The sequence below is a fragment of the Pannonibacter sp. I15F10I1 genome (assembly GCF_900185665.1).
Taxonomy (GTDB): Bacteria; Pseudomonadota; Alphaproteobacteria; order Rhizobiales; family Stappiaceae; genus Pannonibacter; species Pannonibacter indicus.
Window position 1 is genome coordinate 62,883 of record NZ_FYAN01000007.1, and the last position, 12,889, is coordinate 75,771.

The window sequence follows — 12,889 nt, forward strand, 5'->3', positions numbered from 1 at the left end:
GCCCGCAGGAAGGAAATGCGCATGCCGCGGCTTACATCCAGATTTTTCGTCAGCGCGCTGGTGCGGCAGGTCTTCACGGCCGGGAGCTTTGCCGCGACCACCCGCAAGGGCGCGGAGGAAGCCGGGGTTGTTTTCGTGCTGGTGGACCGGATGGACGGCACGGTCGACCTCTACGGTCCTGCGCCGCAGGCCTTCATGGATACGGCGGCCGATGACAGGGCTTTCGAACTGCTGATCTCCCAAGGCACCCGCGAAGACGCGCAGGCGCGGCTTGAGAGCGAAAAGCGGATGGACCCGGATTTCTGGGTCGTCGAAATCGAAAGCAAGGGCGGGACGGATCTGTTGCAGGTGGTGGATACGGGCGCCTGACCGCAAGGCTGGGGGGGGAGAGAGTCAGACGCCCGCCGCCGTCACGCCACGGCTCTTGCCGGACGGAAGCTGACCTTCGTGAACATCACCAGATTGCCAAGACCGGTCAGCGCCAGCCCGGCGATGGCTTCGGGCGTCCACTGATAGCCTTCAAACAGGCTGGAGGCGGCAAGGGCGATGACCGGAAACAGCACCGTGGCATAGCCTGCCTTGGCCGAGCCGATGCGTGCGACAAGCATCAGATAGGCCGTGAAACCTGCCACAGAGCCGAAGACGGCAAGGTATCCGGCGGCGAGCCAGTAGGTCGAAGAAGGCGGGGTCACCAGGGTGTTGCCGGTGGCGTAGATGATCGCCAGCAAGGCAATGGCGCCAAAGCTCATGCCCCAGGCGTTGGCCGTGGCTGGGGGAACGCCTTCTGCCGTGTTGCGCCGCGAGGCCATGTTGCCGAGCGAAAAGAAGCAGGTGCCGAGCGCCGCCCAGCCGATACCTTTCAGCACGGAAATGTCGAAGTCGACCGTCAGGTCGTGCCAGAACAGCAGCAGCAGCCCGCAGGCCCCGAGGGCAGCGGCAACCAGGGTGCGCGGCGTGATCCTGTCGCCGAAGAAGATCCGCGCATTCACCGCATTGAAGAGCGAGGCCAGCGAGAAGATCACCGAAACGAGGCCGGAAGGGATGAGCGTTGTGGCCGTGTAAAGCGCGATGAAGTTGCAGCAGAACAGGCAAAGCGCCTGCGCGAACACAAAACGCCAGACACGGGGGCGGCGCAGGCGGCCCATGAGCGCCAGCCCTGCGACCATGACAAGGGCTGCCAGCGCAAAGCGGTGGAAGATGGAGACGAAGACCGGGACGGGCGCAGCCTCAATCTGGAAGGCAATGGCGATCCAGGTGGTACCCCAGAGCAGGACAGTGGAAGCGAAAAGCAGAATGTTGGTCATGGGCAGGCTCCTTACCTGCCGGTATTACGCTGCAAACAGGGGCAGCGGCTTGCACGATCTTGCGGTATTCTCTGTCCAGCCTCTGCCTTGCAGGCAGCCGATGATGTAGACAGTGATCATGCGCCCGACCGTTCACGATGTTCTCAGCCAGTCTGCCACCGCCTTTGCGGCCGCCCATCTCGGCATGGGGGCTGAACGCTCTGTGACGATCTGGGAAAATCATGACGACGAGGTGTCCTATGAGACGCCGGAGCGGCACACGTTCAGCCTCTATCTTCAGGGCGGAACAGGCACGTCACGGCTCGACAAGGGCGCCTTGCCCGGCTGGCAGGGGGCCGTCTGCGTGATGCCGGAAGGTGAGGCATCGGACTGGAAAATCACCGAGCCTTTCCGCTTCGTGCATCTCTATGTCAGCGACAAGGCGTTGCGTGCGGCCTTCGCCGAGGTGCATGACTGCGACGCGCGGCGGCTGGACCTGAGGGATGAAACCTTTGTGGCGGCGCCTTCCATCGCTGTGCCGTTGCTGCATATGGCTGAGGCGGCCATGGCCGAAGATGCTCTGAAGGCAGATGAGGCCTTTGCCGTGATGGTGGCGCATCTCACGCGTGGTGCACCGCTGCTGAAAGGCGGACTCAGCCCGCATCAACTGCGGCGGGTGGATGACTGGGTGCGGGCCCATATGGACGGCGTGATCCATCTGGAGGACCTTGCCGCGCTGACGGGCCTTTCCGTGTTTCATTTCCACCGCATGTTCAAGCTGGCGCGCGGCATGGCGCCCAGCGAATGGGTGATGATGCAGCGGATCAATCTGGCCAAGCAACTGCTGAGAGCAGGGGAAACGGCCACAGGGGTTTCGGCCGCCTGCGGCTTCGCCAACCAGAGCCACATGACGCGGGCCTTCCGCAAGCAGACGGGAATGACACCGGGCCGTTATGGCGAGCTGACCGCAGGCCGGTGAAGCAGGGGTGGTGAAGCAGGGGCGCTGACCCCTCTGCCCCGGTCAGACGCTGGTGATACGGCGGGTCGAAGGAACGGCGCGTGGTGCGGGCCTGTGGGTTGGCAGCGGGCGTTCGCCGGGGCGGGCAATGTCCTGCGGCCGCTGGCCGGCGCGGGCGCCTCCGGCCTGCTGCAGCCGGGCAGCTGCGGCCTGCTGAAGCTCTCCGTCGATGATTTCGCCCCTGTGGCGCCAGCTCGACAGCAGGCAATCGGCCGCATCGAGGGACATGTTCTCGAACAGATGCTGAAGCTTGCGCAGGCGTGCAAGATCCAGTGTGACGCCGCCAAGGCGCACCAGCATTGCGGTTGCGCTCTCGCTGTCAAAGCCGAGTACCTTCAGGCAGACCGTCAGGGCTTCGCCCTGTTCGTCTGCGGCCAGATGCAAGGCAAGTCCGGCATCGAGCCCCAGCGCATAGGCAATACCTTCTGCAAAAGCCTCGTGGCCACCGGACAGGGCAGTCTCGCGCAGCCGCTGCAGCAGGGCGGGCTTGAAAGCCGGACGGGGCGGGCGCTTGCCGCCCTGCCGGGTCAGGTTGCCAAGGGCGCGCAGCTCCGCAGCGCCAATGGCCAGCAGACGGTTTGCGTGATCCAGGAACGGGAAGTTGGCGAGCAGAAGCGGCGTCGGCAGCAGGGCGCGGGCGGCCAGATCCGGCCCGATCGCGGCCATGACATCGGAGCGTTCGCTGAGCGCTGCGAGGATTTCGGGACGGTTTGCAAGATCAATGCGGGGCAGAAGCTGCTGAAGCGATTGGGCATCCGCAGTTCGGGCGAGCACGGTCTGGGCGGCAAGGACGAGATCTTCACGGCGGATCAAGGCCCGGCGCAGGCTCTCCGGTCCGCGCTCGGCAATAAGAAGCTGCGCCTGTGTGCTGATCATGGCCGCATGCAGAACAATCGGATAGGCGACGAGCGCGTCTTCATCGCGGGCGAGAAGATCCAGAAACTCGGCCGGAATATCGCTGGCGCGGGCGGCGAGGCAGGCGATGCGGCGGCGGTCTGCCACATCGGTTCCTTCGTAGAGATTGATGGCCAGCTCGCCAAAGGCGCGGATCTCCTGCCGGTCGTGCCGTTCGCGGGCCACAAACAGCTCGGTGGCCGCCAGTAGCAAGCGTTCGCGCCGGGTGAGATCCGGAGTGCCGCTCAGGAAGTTGGGACCGCGACCAGGCGGAACTGATGACATGATACGCGCCGCTACAGCCAGATACTCAATACAAGGACGGACAGGCTACCCCCAGTCCAGTGGCTAAAATTAGACATAAACCGTTAGCGGCCTGTTAACCCTGCAAGGGCGTTACTCTGAAAACCAGCATAAGTGTCCACAGTCCTGAAACAGCCCGCGCCTTTTGCCGGAGCTGCTGCCGAAGGAGGAAGCGATGGGATACGTGCTTGATTTCCGCATGGCACCAAGGCGGCCGCAGCGCAAAGCAGCGGGCGGGCAGGGGCCTGTTTCACAGGAAGACGTGGTCGTTCTGTTCCCCGGAGCGCGTATCGAGCGGGAAGCGCTTGATCTTGCCGCCCGAATCGGGACCATCGGAACACCAGCCGGACAGGCTGCGCCCGAGGCGGAGTGACGCGCAAGGCGTGCCTGCCGCCACCCATGGCCAGGGAACGCCAGCATGACCATTACCAGGGCAAACAGTGCCCGGCCGGCCTGTGTTGCGATCCGGCCCATCCGGACGAAGCGCGGCCCCTCGCGTTGTGCCGTTTTGCCGCTGCTGTGCTGTGCTGTACTGGTTGCAGGATGCAGCCGGCCGACGGGAGATTTCGGCAGGGCGGAGCCCTCCGTCATACATGACACGATCATGCCCGAAGCGGGAAAGCTGGCGGCGCGGGTGCGCGGTGAGCCGGTGTCGGAGTTTATTCTCACGGACGATGAAAAGCTGCTGCGGGATCTTGGCTGGGGGCTGATCCGGCCGCCCTGGGCGAAGGACTGGATCGGTGGCACCAAGGTGGAACTGGCCCGCACGCGAGTGCTGCCGGAAAAGGAGGGCAAGGTTCCGGTGACACTCTATTCGGTGTTCCTCGGATCCGAAAAGTTCAACTCCAGCGAGGCGCGGTTTGACCGGATTGCCGCGGATGCCCGCGGCGACACCAAGCTGGTGCCGCCGTTCTGCGAGGTGGCAGCGCGCGTGGAGGCCGCCGACCGGGAGAGGCTGGCTGCGGTGTCGCGCCGGGATATCCTGACGCAGGATACCTTCGAAGGGGCCAATGCCCGCGTCTGGGAGAACCGGGCCTATATCGGCTGGGTGGCACAGGCGCTGCGCTTCCGCATCCAGGCCTATCAAACGGCAACAGACCATTTCGAGATCGAGACCCCGTCCGGATCCCGGCTCTGGGACACGAACCGGGCGATCAAGGAACTGGAAGACGTGGTGCGTCTGACGGAAAAAGGCTGTGCGGCGGAAAACCGGTTCGATACCCCAGACGATCTGAAGCGGTCGCGTATCTATAACAACTGGGGGCTGGAGCGTCCGCCGGTTCAGAAGTGATGCCAAGGCTTTCGATGCTGAGACGCATCGCGTCTTGAATTTGCTCAGGCCCGGTGCGTCTCAGGCTGGTTTATGTATCCGGCGTGAAGATATCCGCACATCTGGCGGCACCCAGTTCATCCGCAAGGACGGGGTCTGCGGCGGCATCCGGCACGAAGGCGCGCAGGAGAGCGAAGCCCTCGTTCTGATCGGTCTCGATGACGATCATCTCATCCAGGTTTTCCGGCGGGTTCTCACGCAGGATCGACAGCTGGCTTGATGTCAGGACCAGCATGGCGAGGGCGCCTGAGCCGGAGGTGCGGTTGTTGAGGCTGTAGACCACCTCTCCACGCCCGTTGAACAGCGCCATGGACCAGAAGGGCGAGTCCACGTTGGCTGCAAGTGTCAGGGGACCATCCTCCAGGCGGAACCAGCAGACGGCATGGCGCATGGCCGGGTCCAGCATGGGGGCGAGTTCTTCCCCGCCGGTAATGGGGGGCAGGACATGGAAAATGCGGTCCGGGCCGAGGTGACGCAACTCGGCAAATGCCTTGGCGCGCACGTGGCCGGGAACAGTCAGAACCACGAAGATATGTATGATGCCGCCGATCAGCAGCATCGCGAGCAGCCAGAGCGAGAACCGGGGCAGAGCGGCCCGGACGTGTCCGGATGCACGGCTCAAGAGACGGGGCAACCGCAGAGATCCGGTGATGGCGCGGCTCATGGACAGGAGACCTCGCTGATCGCGGGCATGGTCAGGCCTGCAAGGGAGGAGCCCGTGGTGATGGGCGCATCATAGAGGCGCAGAATGAAGGAAAGGCCCTCGCCTTTGCCTGTCGGCAGCCAGTTTCCGGGGGCAGGGCGGGCGGAGGCGGTGATGTCGAAGGATCCGTCCGGTTTGCGCAGGATCTGGTTGCTGTCGAGATAGAGCCGGTCCATCGGTACCGGGACGAGACGGGCCTCTCCATCAGCGGAGGTCAGTGTCCACAGGCGGGCGGATGGAGTCAGGCCCGAAATCAGATAGGTGCAGCCGGGGCGGAGCGGGCGTCCGGCGGAGGTTTCCTTGGCGATGAAGGCCACACCCTCGCCGGAGGCCAGGGGAACACGGCCCAGCCGAGCAAAAATGGCTGCGGAATAGGGATCGGCCTCCGGTGTTCCGGCCAGCGGATGAGCACCCCAGACACCGATGCGCACGCTTTGGAAAAGATCCTCACGGCTGAGGGCCAGATAAGCAGAGCCGACGCCGATGATGAGCGCACCGGCAAACAGCAGCGTGATGGTGAAGGCCCGCCACAGCGGATGCGGCTTGCGGCGTGACAGGACGGCGGGTGTTTCCACCTCTTTCCAGTCGAGTTCCGGGCCTGAGTCAAAGCGGGCGTTCATGGCTGGGCTGCCCCGCTGCTGTCCATGCCGGCCGCGCTGGCCGTCTGGCCAATGGCCGCGAGTGCGTCGCCGATCTGCGTGATGACCGCCAGCGAGCGGCTGTTGAGAATACGGGGCTGGCTGCCGGTGCTGACCACTTCCGGTCTTGCAGCCAGCTGCTTGGCAGGCTTGACCTTGGCCGCATCAACGCCGGGAATGGGCTGGATTTCGATGCCCTCATGCGCATAGGCCATGAAACGCTGCCAGATCATGGCCGGAAGCGTGCCGCCGGTGACATTGTTCGTACCGGTGAAATCGTCATTGCCTACCCAGACGGCGGCGGTGAAGTTGCCGGTGTAGCCCACGAACCACGCATCTCGGTAGGCCGAGGTGGTGCCGGTCTTGCCTGCTGCCACGACCCCGTCCAGCAGGGCGCGCCTTCCGGTGCCGCGCTCCACCACGTTGACGAGAATGTCGTTCATCTCGAAGACCTTCTCCTCCGGCAGGATACGCTGGGGCTCAGGCTCGTTTTGGGCGCGGTCATAGATGACAGTGCCGCTGGAGCTGCGAACCTCCAGAATGGTGTAGGGCGTTGCCTTGTAGCCGCCGTTGGCGAAGACGGAATAGCCTGCGGCCATGTCGATGACCGAGACATCCGAAGAGCCGAGCGCCAGAGAGGTGGAGTTCTGCAGTTCGTGGCTGATGCCCATGAGATAGGACATCTCGATGATCTTCGGACGGCCAAGGGCAATGGACAGTCGGACGGGGATCGTGTTGATCGAGCGGGTGAGGGCTTCTTTCAAGGTGATTGCACCGGCATAGCCGCGCGAGTAATTGCGCGGGCTCCAGTTGCCGATGGAAACGGGGGCATCCGGAACGATGCTGTCCTTCGAATAGCCGTTCATGAAGGCCGTCATATAGACGAAGGGCTTGAAGGCCGATCCTGGCTGACGCAGCGCGTCGACGGCCCGGTTGAACTGGCTGGCGCCATAATCGCGGCCGCCGACCATGGCGCGCACCGCGCCATCCGGCACCAGGGCGACGATGGCCGCTTCGCGGGCACGCCGCTCTTCCGAGAACTGACGCATGATGGCATCGATGGACTGCTCGGCTTCCCGCTGAAGGGCGGGGTCGAGTGTGGTCCGGACGGTCACGATACGGTCGCGGGCGAGGGCAGGATAGCGGCGGGCGAGGCGCTTGACCTCGTTGAAGGCCCAGTCGAGATAGAAATCGGGGGCCTGCTCACGGGAGCGGTCGACTGCAACGGCCGGATTGCGCCGCGCACCGATGACTTGGCCTTCCGTCATGAAGCCGGCCTGCACCATGTTGCTCAGCACCTCATTGGCGCGGGCACGGGCGGCGGGAAGGTTGATATGCGGGGCGTATTTCGAGGGAGCCTTGTAAAGGCCTGACAGCATGGCGGCCTCAGCCAGCGTCAGTTCCCGGACATTCTTGCGGAAATAGAATTCAGACGCCGCCGTGACGCCGAAAACGCCGCCGCCCATATAGGCGCGGTCCAGATAGAGTTTCAGGATCTCGCGCTTGGAGAGGTTCGCTTCCAGCCAGAGGGCGAGGAAAGCTTCCTTGATCTTGCGCTCCAGCGTGCGCTCGTTGGAGAGGAAGAGGTTCTTGGCCAGCTGCTGGGTGAGAGATGAACCGCCCTGCACAACGGTGCGGGCGCGCAGGTTCTCCACCATGGCGCGGGCGGTGCCCAATACGTCGATGCCGAAATGCTCGAAGAACCGGCGGTCTTCCGTCGCCAGCGTTGCCTTGATCAGGATATCGGGAAGTTCGTCGAGGGGCACGGTGTCGTTGAGCACAATGCCGCGCCGGCCGACTTCCTTGCCGAAACGGTCGAGGAAGGTGACGGCGAAGTCATCCGTCGTGCGCCAGTCCGCCACACGCGTTGCCTCAAAGGCGGGCTGGGCAAAGGTCAGCAGGATGATGAAGCCGAGGAGGCCGAAGGTGAAGCCATCCGAGCCAAGCTCTGCCAGCCCACGCCAAAGGCCGCGGGCCCGGAAGCGGCGCAGGAACCTCGAATAGGCATCCCAGCCGTCCGTGATGGCCTGCCAGCTGCGCCACAGGACCGTATCCAGCCAGGCGTCAATTGACATGAGCAGGGCCGGCAGCGACCGGCGCGGACGGGTGGCAAACGGTTGGCGGGGTTTTTCTTCAGGAGGTAATGGGACGGAATGGACTTCAGCCTCGGGCGGCGCGTGAGTTTCAGCGCTCACCGCATCCGGCTGGCCAGCCTCCGTCACTGCAGCCTCAGAAGGGCTGTCCATATCCGGTTTGCTGCCGTTCTCCGGCGGGCTTCCGTTGCCGTTGTGCTGGTCCGACGTCACCGCAAGCTACCTGTGCCCTGCAGATGGTGATAAGGAAACTATCGAGTGACATACCCTGTCCCGCAAGGGAAGCCGAAAGCGAACATGAAATCAATGACCGAAGCGGAAAACCCGGGAAATGCGCCCTTCTGGAAGACAAAAACTCTGGAGGAGATGACGCAGACCGAATGGGAATCGCTGTGCGACGGCTGTGCCCGCTGCTGCCTGAATAAGCTGGAGGACTGGGACACGGGGGCAATCGTGTGGACGGATGTGGCGTGCGAGCTGCTGGATGGCACCACATGCCGCTGCCGCGACTATGCGAACCGGACCGATACCGTGCCCGATTGCATCCAGCTGACGCCAGCTGAAGTGCGGACGCTGACATGGCTGCCGCCAACCTGTGCCTACCGCCTGGTGCGGGACGGGGAGGATCTGGCCTGGTGGCATCCGCTGATCTCGGGCTCGCCGGAGACGGTGCATCTGGCAGGCATCTCCGTATCCGGCCGCACGGTGACGGAAGCAGGGATCGAGATCGAGGACTACGAGAACCATGTGGTGAGCTGGCCGGAGGAATGGCCGGAAGAGGCACTTGAAAGGCCCGCGCAGAAGGCCTGAAACGTGCCGCCGGACAGCACCTTGCGGGTGCCGTCCGGCGGGTTTTGGTCACAGATGAGAGCTGGCGAAGGCGGCGAGTGCCTGTACTTCGCCCTGGCGCAGCTCATGGCCGCCATCGTGCCACACCAGTTCCACATCCGCTGTCTGGCCCGTGAACCAGTCCGCCAGTGACTGCGTGAGAGGTGCGGGGCAGATCGGGTCGCGCCGCCCGGCGGTGATCAGGACCGGCAGGCCGGAGAGGCCTGCATTCTCCTGCGGTGTGAAGGGAATGAGCGGATGCAGCAGCGCGATGGCGCTGAAGAGTTCCGGCCGCTGGAACGCAACGCTCGCCAGAATGTTGGCGCCGTTGGAATAGCCATAGGCGAAGACCCTGGACGGTGCGAGACGCGCTGTCTGGTCCGCGATGAAGGCAGCCATCCGAGCCGTGCGGGCCGCAAGGTCCGCCATGTCATAGACGCCTTCGCCGGTGCGGCGGAAGAAGCGCAGGGCGCCGCCTTCCGAGATATCGCCTCTGGGGTTGAGGAGCGTGGCCTGCGGGAAAAGCTCCGCCGAAAGCCCCGCGAACTGGTGCTCATCCCCGCCCGTGCCGTGAAAGGCGAGGACGAGGGGAGCAGGCGCCCCGCCGGGGGCGGGGCGCTCGTAAGTGGTGTAGGATACTGTGGTCATAATCATACCAAGTCTTTCGATGCTGACGCATCAAGCCTTGAACAGGCTCGGACGCCGCTCGGGCATGATCCTTTCCCGGTGAGACGTGCCCACCGGGGAAGAATTTCAGCCTTCCAGTGAAACCAACTGCTTTTCCAGATAAGGGCGCAGGTGGGCATGCTGGGTGGGAAGCTTGAGTGCTTCGCCCAGATGGGCCGTGTCCTCATCCCGGTTGAAGCCCGGTTCATTGGTGGCGATCTCGAACAGCACGCCGCCGGGCGTGCGGAAATAGATCGCGTAGAAGTAGTCGCGGTCGATCACCGGGGTGACCTGATAGCCCGTGTCCATGAGGGCCTTGCGGACCTCAAGCTGGGCGGCCCGGTCCTCCACCGCGAAGGCGATGTGGTGGACGGAACCGGAACCGGAGACGGCCGGGGCAATCGAGGGCATGGTTTCCACATCGATGACATGGGCGCCATTGCCGCCGGGCACCGCGAAACGCTTCACGCCATCTGCGGAGTCTGCCAGTTCATAGCCCATGAAGCCGAGCAGTTCCGCCGTTGCACCATCATCGCGGAGGCGCAGGCTGGTGGAGTGGAAGCCGCGGATGGCCGCATCTTCCGGGACGCCGCCCGCCGTCCAGGGCGCGCGGGCGTCTCCGTCCACTTCAACAAGCGCGAAGGCATCGTTGTCGGGGCCGAAGAAATGCAGGCGCTTCTGGCCGAAAGCCGTGTCTTCGACCAGTCCGGCCGCCCCGGCGCCGGCAAGCCGCGTCTGCCAGAAGCCGAGAGAGTCTTTCGGGACGGAGAAGAGCGTGGTGCCGACTTCCCCCGTGCCTGGGCGGCCCTGACGGGCACCTGGGAAGGGGAAGTAGGTCATCACCGTGCCGGCCGAACCGGTCTCGTCACCATAGTAGAGATGATAGACATCGGGCGCATCGAAGTTGACCGTCTTCTTCACGCGGCGCAGGCCGAGCACGCGGGTGAAGAACGCATTGTTCGCCACAGCATCGTCAGCAATCGACGTGACATGGTGCAGGCCTTTGATCTGCGTGATCATTTCCTATCTCCTGATCTGGCGCGGCGGGGCCGCGCCTTCGTTCTGGAGTGAACATAGGTGGTGAACAGCGATCTGATTAGCCGGTCCAGACTTCGACTGATGTTCAGTATATGTGAACAGTTTCTGTGAGCCAGCCTTATTTTGTGAAGGTCAGGTCAACAGTTCCCACGGTGATACCATATTTCATGACGGTGGCCGTATTGCGGACCGTGCGGGAGCCGGTCTGGGTGAGCGTGTCATAGAAACGCAGAGCGACACTGCCGTTCTTCAAAGGCACCTCGACCGGATAGGTGAAGACGATGCTGTCGCCCTGATAACCGATGTTGACCGGGGTCAGCACATCGGAGCGCTGGCCGATATAGCGGTCTTCTGCGACTTTCTGGAAGAACCAGACCTTGGTGTCCTTCTCACCGTCGTCGTAGACGAAATCCTCGCGCAGGCGGAGGGTGAACGTCCTGGGATCCCATGTGCCGGTGAGCTTGACGGTGAACTCGCGCCGCTCGCCGGCGATCCTGCTTTCGAAAACTCCGTGGGCGGTGGTAGTGCCGCGGAAGTAGTCCTCAAGGACGAGCCGAGCTTTACGCTCTTTACCTTGATCCGGCCTTTGAGCGGAGGGGGATTGGCCGCCGCCTATTTAAAGAGGTTTATGCCTATATTCTCAAGACAGGCGGCGGCAGCTTCTATCTAACCAATCCCAATATAGCCTTGTACAAAGGCCTTGGCGGGCGTGAAATCGATGCGCCTGATGTTGAACTAGGGCAGGCCTGCTACAGGCAGATTGCATTTACCTGGTGTCTTTGCCGGACGTGAATGGAAGGGCCCCGGATGATCCTCCCGAAATCAGGGCCCGCATAATGGCCTGCTCGCCCCGCCATGCTGTGCCTCAGGACGGGCGGATCACGACCGCTCCAGCTCTCAAGACTACTGCGCCGGAACGGCATCGGGTTCCCGAAGGGTTAACGTCGCCAACAGGGCCGCGGCGACCAACACGGCGGCGATGAGGAACATGCCCGTGAGCCCCGTGTGAGGCAGAAGTATCGATCCGATTGCCGCGCCGAGACCAATCGCGCCGTTGAACAGTGCCACATAGATTGCCGAGGCCTGAAGGGCGTCGGTACCGGCTTGCTTGAGCACCCAAGTCTGGAATCCGACCAGGACCGCAGCGACGGCGCCGCCCCAGAGGACGAGGGCGACCAGAACGCCGACTAGCCCCGCAGTACTGCCCAGGAGAGCAAGCGAAACAAGAGAAATACATGCGAACAGCAAGGCCATGGTCACCACGGTTTTGAGACGCGTGTCGACCAGGGCGCCAGTCACGACATTGGCCGCGAGGCCCGCTAAGCCGAACAGAAGGAGCAGGGGAGCGATCCATCTGGACGCCATGCCGATTTCGTCCGACAGAAACGGTTCGATATAGGTGAACGCCATGAAGTGCGCCGTTATCGCGAAGAGTGTCGCCACGAAGATACGCTGGAACGAGGGGGTCACAAGGATTTCTCCAAGCGCGCGGAAACCCACTCGACCTGAGCCCGCGACATTCGGGATCGTCAATCTCAACGCCAAGGCGACCACGACCGACAGAACGCCGATGGCCAGAAATGCAGCTCGCCAGCCGCTCTCCAGTCCGATGAAATTTGCCAGCGGAACACCCAGGACACTGGCGACCGAGACACCTCCAAATATGATTGAGGTGGCCACGCCGACCTGTCGTGCGGGGACTAGTTGTGCGCCGAGGGTGCCGATCATGGCCCAGAACGCGCCGTGCGCCAAGGCACCTAGAACACGCGAGGCCATGAGCCAAGAGAAGGAGTCCGCGATGCCTGCACAGATGCCAGATCCACCGAGGATCAGCATGAGGCCTACGAGCATCGGACGTCGCGGCGTTGCTCCCAGCCAGACCGCCGAAGCGAGAGCGGCGAGGACTGCGATCCATGCGTAGAGTGTCACGGCAAGCCCGGCCGTCGCGGTAGTCACGCCGAGATCGCTGGCGATGGGAGAGAGCAGCCCTATTGGAGCGAGTTCTGCGGTCACAATGGAAAAGCTGCCGACGCCGAGTGCCGCGACGGCGAACCAGGCGCGCGGCGACGCGCGATCAGGGGAATGGGCCATTTGA

Annotated in this window: 15 protein-coding genes; 6 read left to right on the plus strand and 9 right to left on the minus strand. The window is 63.5% G+C overall.

The features are described from left to right. Positions 1-21 precede the first annotated feature (21 nt). Positions 22-369, plus strand: coding sequence for a DUF1491 family protein (locus IF10I1_RS04825; RefSeq protein WP_208975832.1), 348 nt, complete (start codon positions 22-24; stop codon positions 367-369). Between the two features lie 41 nt (positions 370-410). Here the strand turns inward: IF10I1_RS04825 and IF10I1_RS04830 are convergent, their stop codons facing one another. After that, positions 411-1,304, minus strand: a complete 894-nt coding sequence (locus IF10I1_RS04830; protein WP_058900368.1) for a DMT family transporter — start codon at positions 1,302-1,304, stop codon at positions 411-413. Between the two features lie 118 nt (positions 1,305-1,422). On the opposite strand from IF10I1_RS04830, the gene IF10I1_RS04835 reads away from it, so the two are divergent. After that, a complete protein-coding gene (locus IF10I1_RS04835; protein ID WP_186415346.1) occupies positions 1,423-2,262 on the plus strand; it encodes an AraC family transcriptional regulator in 840 nt (279 codons plus the stop codon). Positions 2,263-2,304: 42 nt separating this feature from the next. Here the strand turns inward: IF10I1_RS04835 and IF10I1_RS04840 are convergent, their stop codons facing one another. Next, complete coding sequence (locus tag IF10I1_RS04840; protein WP_122519646.1) at positions 2,305-3,480, minus strand: DUF2336 domain-containing protein; 1,176 nt, start codon at positions 3,478-3,480, stop codon at positions 2,305-2,307. Between the two features lie 193 nt (positions 3,481-3,673). Between IF10I1_RS04840 and IF10I1_RS04845 the strand changes: the two genes are divergently transcribed. Then, positions 3,674-3,871 carry a hypothetical protein gene (locus IF10I1_RS04845; RefSeq protein ID WP_082205770.1) on the plus strand — a complete coding sequence of 66 codons (198 nt, stop codon included), beginning with the start codon at positions 3,674-3,676 and terminating at the stop codon, positions 3,869-3,871. A gap of 231 nt (positions 3,872-4,102) precedes the next feature. Then, the gene (locus tag IF10I1_RS04850; protein WP_208975833.1) at positions 4,103-4,789 is read left to right on the plus strand and encodes a hypothetical protein; all 687 of its coding nucleotides are present in this window, start codon (positions 4,103-4,105) and stop codon (positions 4,787-4,789) included. A 70-nt stretch (positions 4,790-4,859) separates the two neighbouring features. On the opposite strand, the gene IF10I1_RS04855 is transcribed toward IF10I1_RS04850, so the two are convergent. The 3 genes from IF10I1_RS04855 to IF10I1_RS04865 are packed head-to-tail and all read right to left on the minus strand — an operon-like array spanning position 4,860 to position 8,244. Then, a complete protein-coding gene (locus IF10I1_RS04855) occupies positions 4,860-5,450 on the minus strand; it encodes a DUF1254 domain-containing protein (protein ID WP_208977360.1) in 591 nt (196 codons plus the stop codon). Positions 5,451-5,488: 38 nt separating this feature from the next. Beyond that, the gene (locus IF10I1_RS04860; protein WP_122519648.1) at positions 5,489-6,151 is read right to left on the minus strand and encodes a DUF1214 domain-containing protein; all 663 of its coding nucleotides are present in this window, start codon (positions 6,149-6,151) and stop codon (positions 5,489-5,491) included. Further along, positions 6,148-8,244 (minus strand): transglycosylase domain-containing protein, encoded by a 2,097-nt coding sequence (locus IF10I1_RS04865; RefSeq protein ID WP_244284756.1) that lies wholly within the window; start codon positions 8,242-8,244, stop codon positions 6,148-6,150. The genes IF10I1_RS04860 and IF10I1_RS04865 overlap by 4 nt, the downstream gene beginning before the upstream one ends. A gap of 324 nt (positions 8,245-8,568) precedes the next feature. Here IF10I1_RS04865 and IF10I1_RS04870 point away from each other — a divergent pair, with 324 nt between their 5' ends. Then, on the plus strand, positions 8,569-9,072 hold the full coding sequence (locus tag IF10I1_RS04870; protein WP_058900364.1) for a YcgN family cysteine cluster protein: 504 nt from the start codon (positions 8,569-8,571) through the stop codon (positions 9,070-9,072). Positions 9,073-9,120: 48 nt separating this feature from the next. Here IF10I1_RS04870 and IF10I1_RS04875 read toward each other — a convergent pair whose 3' ends face one another. The 3 genes from IF10I1_RS04875 to IF10I1_RS04885 form a co-directional block, all read right to left on the minus strand. Next, positions 9,121-9,738, minus strand: a complete 618-nt coding sequence (locus tag IF10I1_RS04875) for an alpha/beta hydrolase (protein ID WP_186393924.1) — start codon at positions 9,736-9,738, stop codon at positions 9,121-9,123. 105 nt (positions 9,739-9,843) lie between these two features. Further along, positions 9,844-10,776, minus strand: a complete 933-nt coding sequence (locus IF10I1_RS04880) for a VOC family protein (RefSeq protein WP_186393923.1) — start codon at positions 10,774-10,776, stop codon at positions 9,844-9,846. A 136-nt stretch (positions 10,777-10,912) separates the two neighbouring features. Then, positions 10,913-11,410: a DUF3833 family protein gene (locus IF10I1_RS04885; protein ID WP_186394051.1), complete on the minus strand. Its 498-nt coding sequence runs from the start codon at positions 11,408-11,410 to the stop codon at positions 10,913-10,915. On the opposite strand from IF10I1_RS04885, the gene IF10I1_RS23125 reads away from it, so the two are divergent. After that, complete coding sequence (locus tag IF10I1_RS23125) at positions 11,395-11,586, plus strand: hypothetical protein (protein ID WP_371328640.1); 192 nt, start codon at positions 11,395-11,397, stop codon at positions 11,584-11,586. The two genes, IF10I1_RS04885 and IF10I1_RS23125, sit on opposite strands and share 16 nt — an antisense overlap. Positions 11,587-11,697: 111 nt before the next feature. Here IF10I1_RS23125 and IF10I1_RS04895 read toward each other — a convergent pair whose 3' ends face one another. After that, entirely contained in the window at positions 11,698-12,885 is a 1,188-nt protein-coding gene (locus tag IF10I1_RS04895) for an MFS transporter (protein WP_186393922.1), read from the minus strand. Positions 12,886-12,889 lie beyond the last annotated feature (4 nt).

What these genes read in the sequence shown, in the direction of transcription:
- IF10I1_RS04825 (WP_208975832.1), top strand. Translation starts at nt 22, where the DNA reads ATGCCGCGGCTTACATCCAGATTTTTCGTCAGCGCGCTGGTGCGGCAG.
- IF10I1_RS04830 (WP_058900368.1), bottom strand. Translation starts at nt 1,304, where the DNA reads ATGACCAACATTCTGCTTTTCGCTTCCACTGTCCTGCTCTGGGGTACC.
- IF10I1_RS04835 (WP_186415346.1), top strand. Translation starts at nt 1,423, where the DNA reads ATGCGCCCGACCGTTCACGATGTTCTCAGCCAGTCTGCCACCGCCTTT.
- IF10I1_RS04840 (WP_122519646.1), bottom strand. Translation starts at nt 3,480, where the DNA reads ATGTCATCAGTTCCGCCTGGTCGCGGTCCCAACTTCCTGAGCGGCACT.
- IF10I1_RS04845 (WP_082205770.1), top strand. Translation starts at nt 3,674, where the DNA reads ATGGGATACGTGCTTGATTTCCGCATGGCACCAAGGCGGCCGCAGCGC.
- IF10I1_RS04850 (WP_208975833.1), top strand. Translation starts at nt 4,103, where the DNA reads ATGCCCGAAGCGGGAAAGCTGGCGGCGCGGGTGCGCGGTGAGCCGGTG.
- IF10I1_RS04860 (WP_122519648.1), bottom strand. Translation starts at nt 6,151, where the DNA reads ATGAACGCCCGCTTTGACTCAGGCCCGGAACTCGACTGGAAAGAGGTG.
- IF10I1_RS04865 (WP_244284756.1), bottom strand. Translation starts at nt 8,244, where the DNA reads ATGTCAATTGACGCCTGGCTGGATACGGTCCTGTGGCGCAGCTGGCAG.
- IF10I1_RS04870 (WP_058900364.1), top strand. Translation starts at nt 8,569, where the DNA reads ATGACCGAAGCGGAAAACCCGGGAAATGCGCCCTTCTGGAAGACAAAA.
- IF10I1_RS04875 (WP_186393924.1), bottom strand. Translation starts at nt 9,738, where the DNA reads ATGACCACAGTATCCTACACCACTTACGAGCGCCCCGCCCCCGGCGGG.
- IF10I1_RS04880 (WP_186393923.1), bottom strand. Translation starts at nt 10,776, where the DNA reads ATGATCACGCAGATCAAAGGCCTGCACCATGTCACGTCGATTGCTGAC.
- IF10I1_RS04895 (WP_186393922.1), bottom strand. Translation starts at nt 12,885, where the DNA reads ATGGCCCATTCCCCTGATCGCGCGTCGCCGCGCGCCTGGTTCGCCGTC.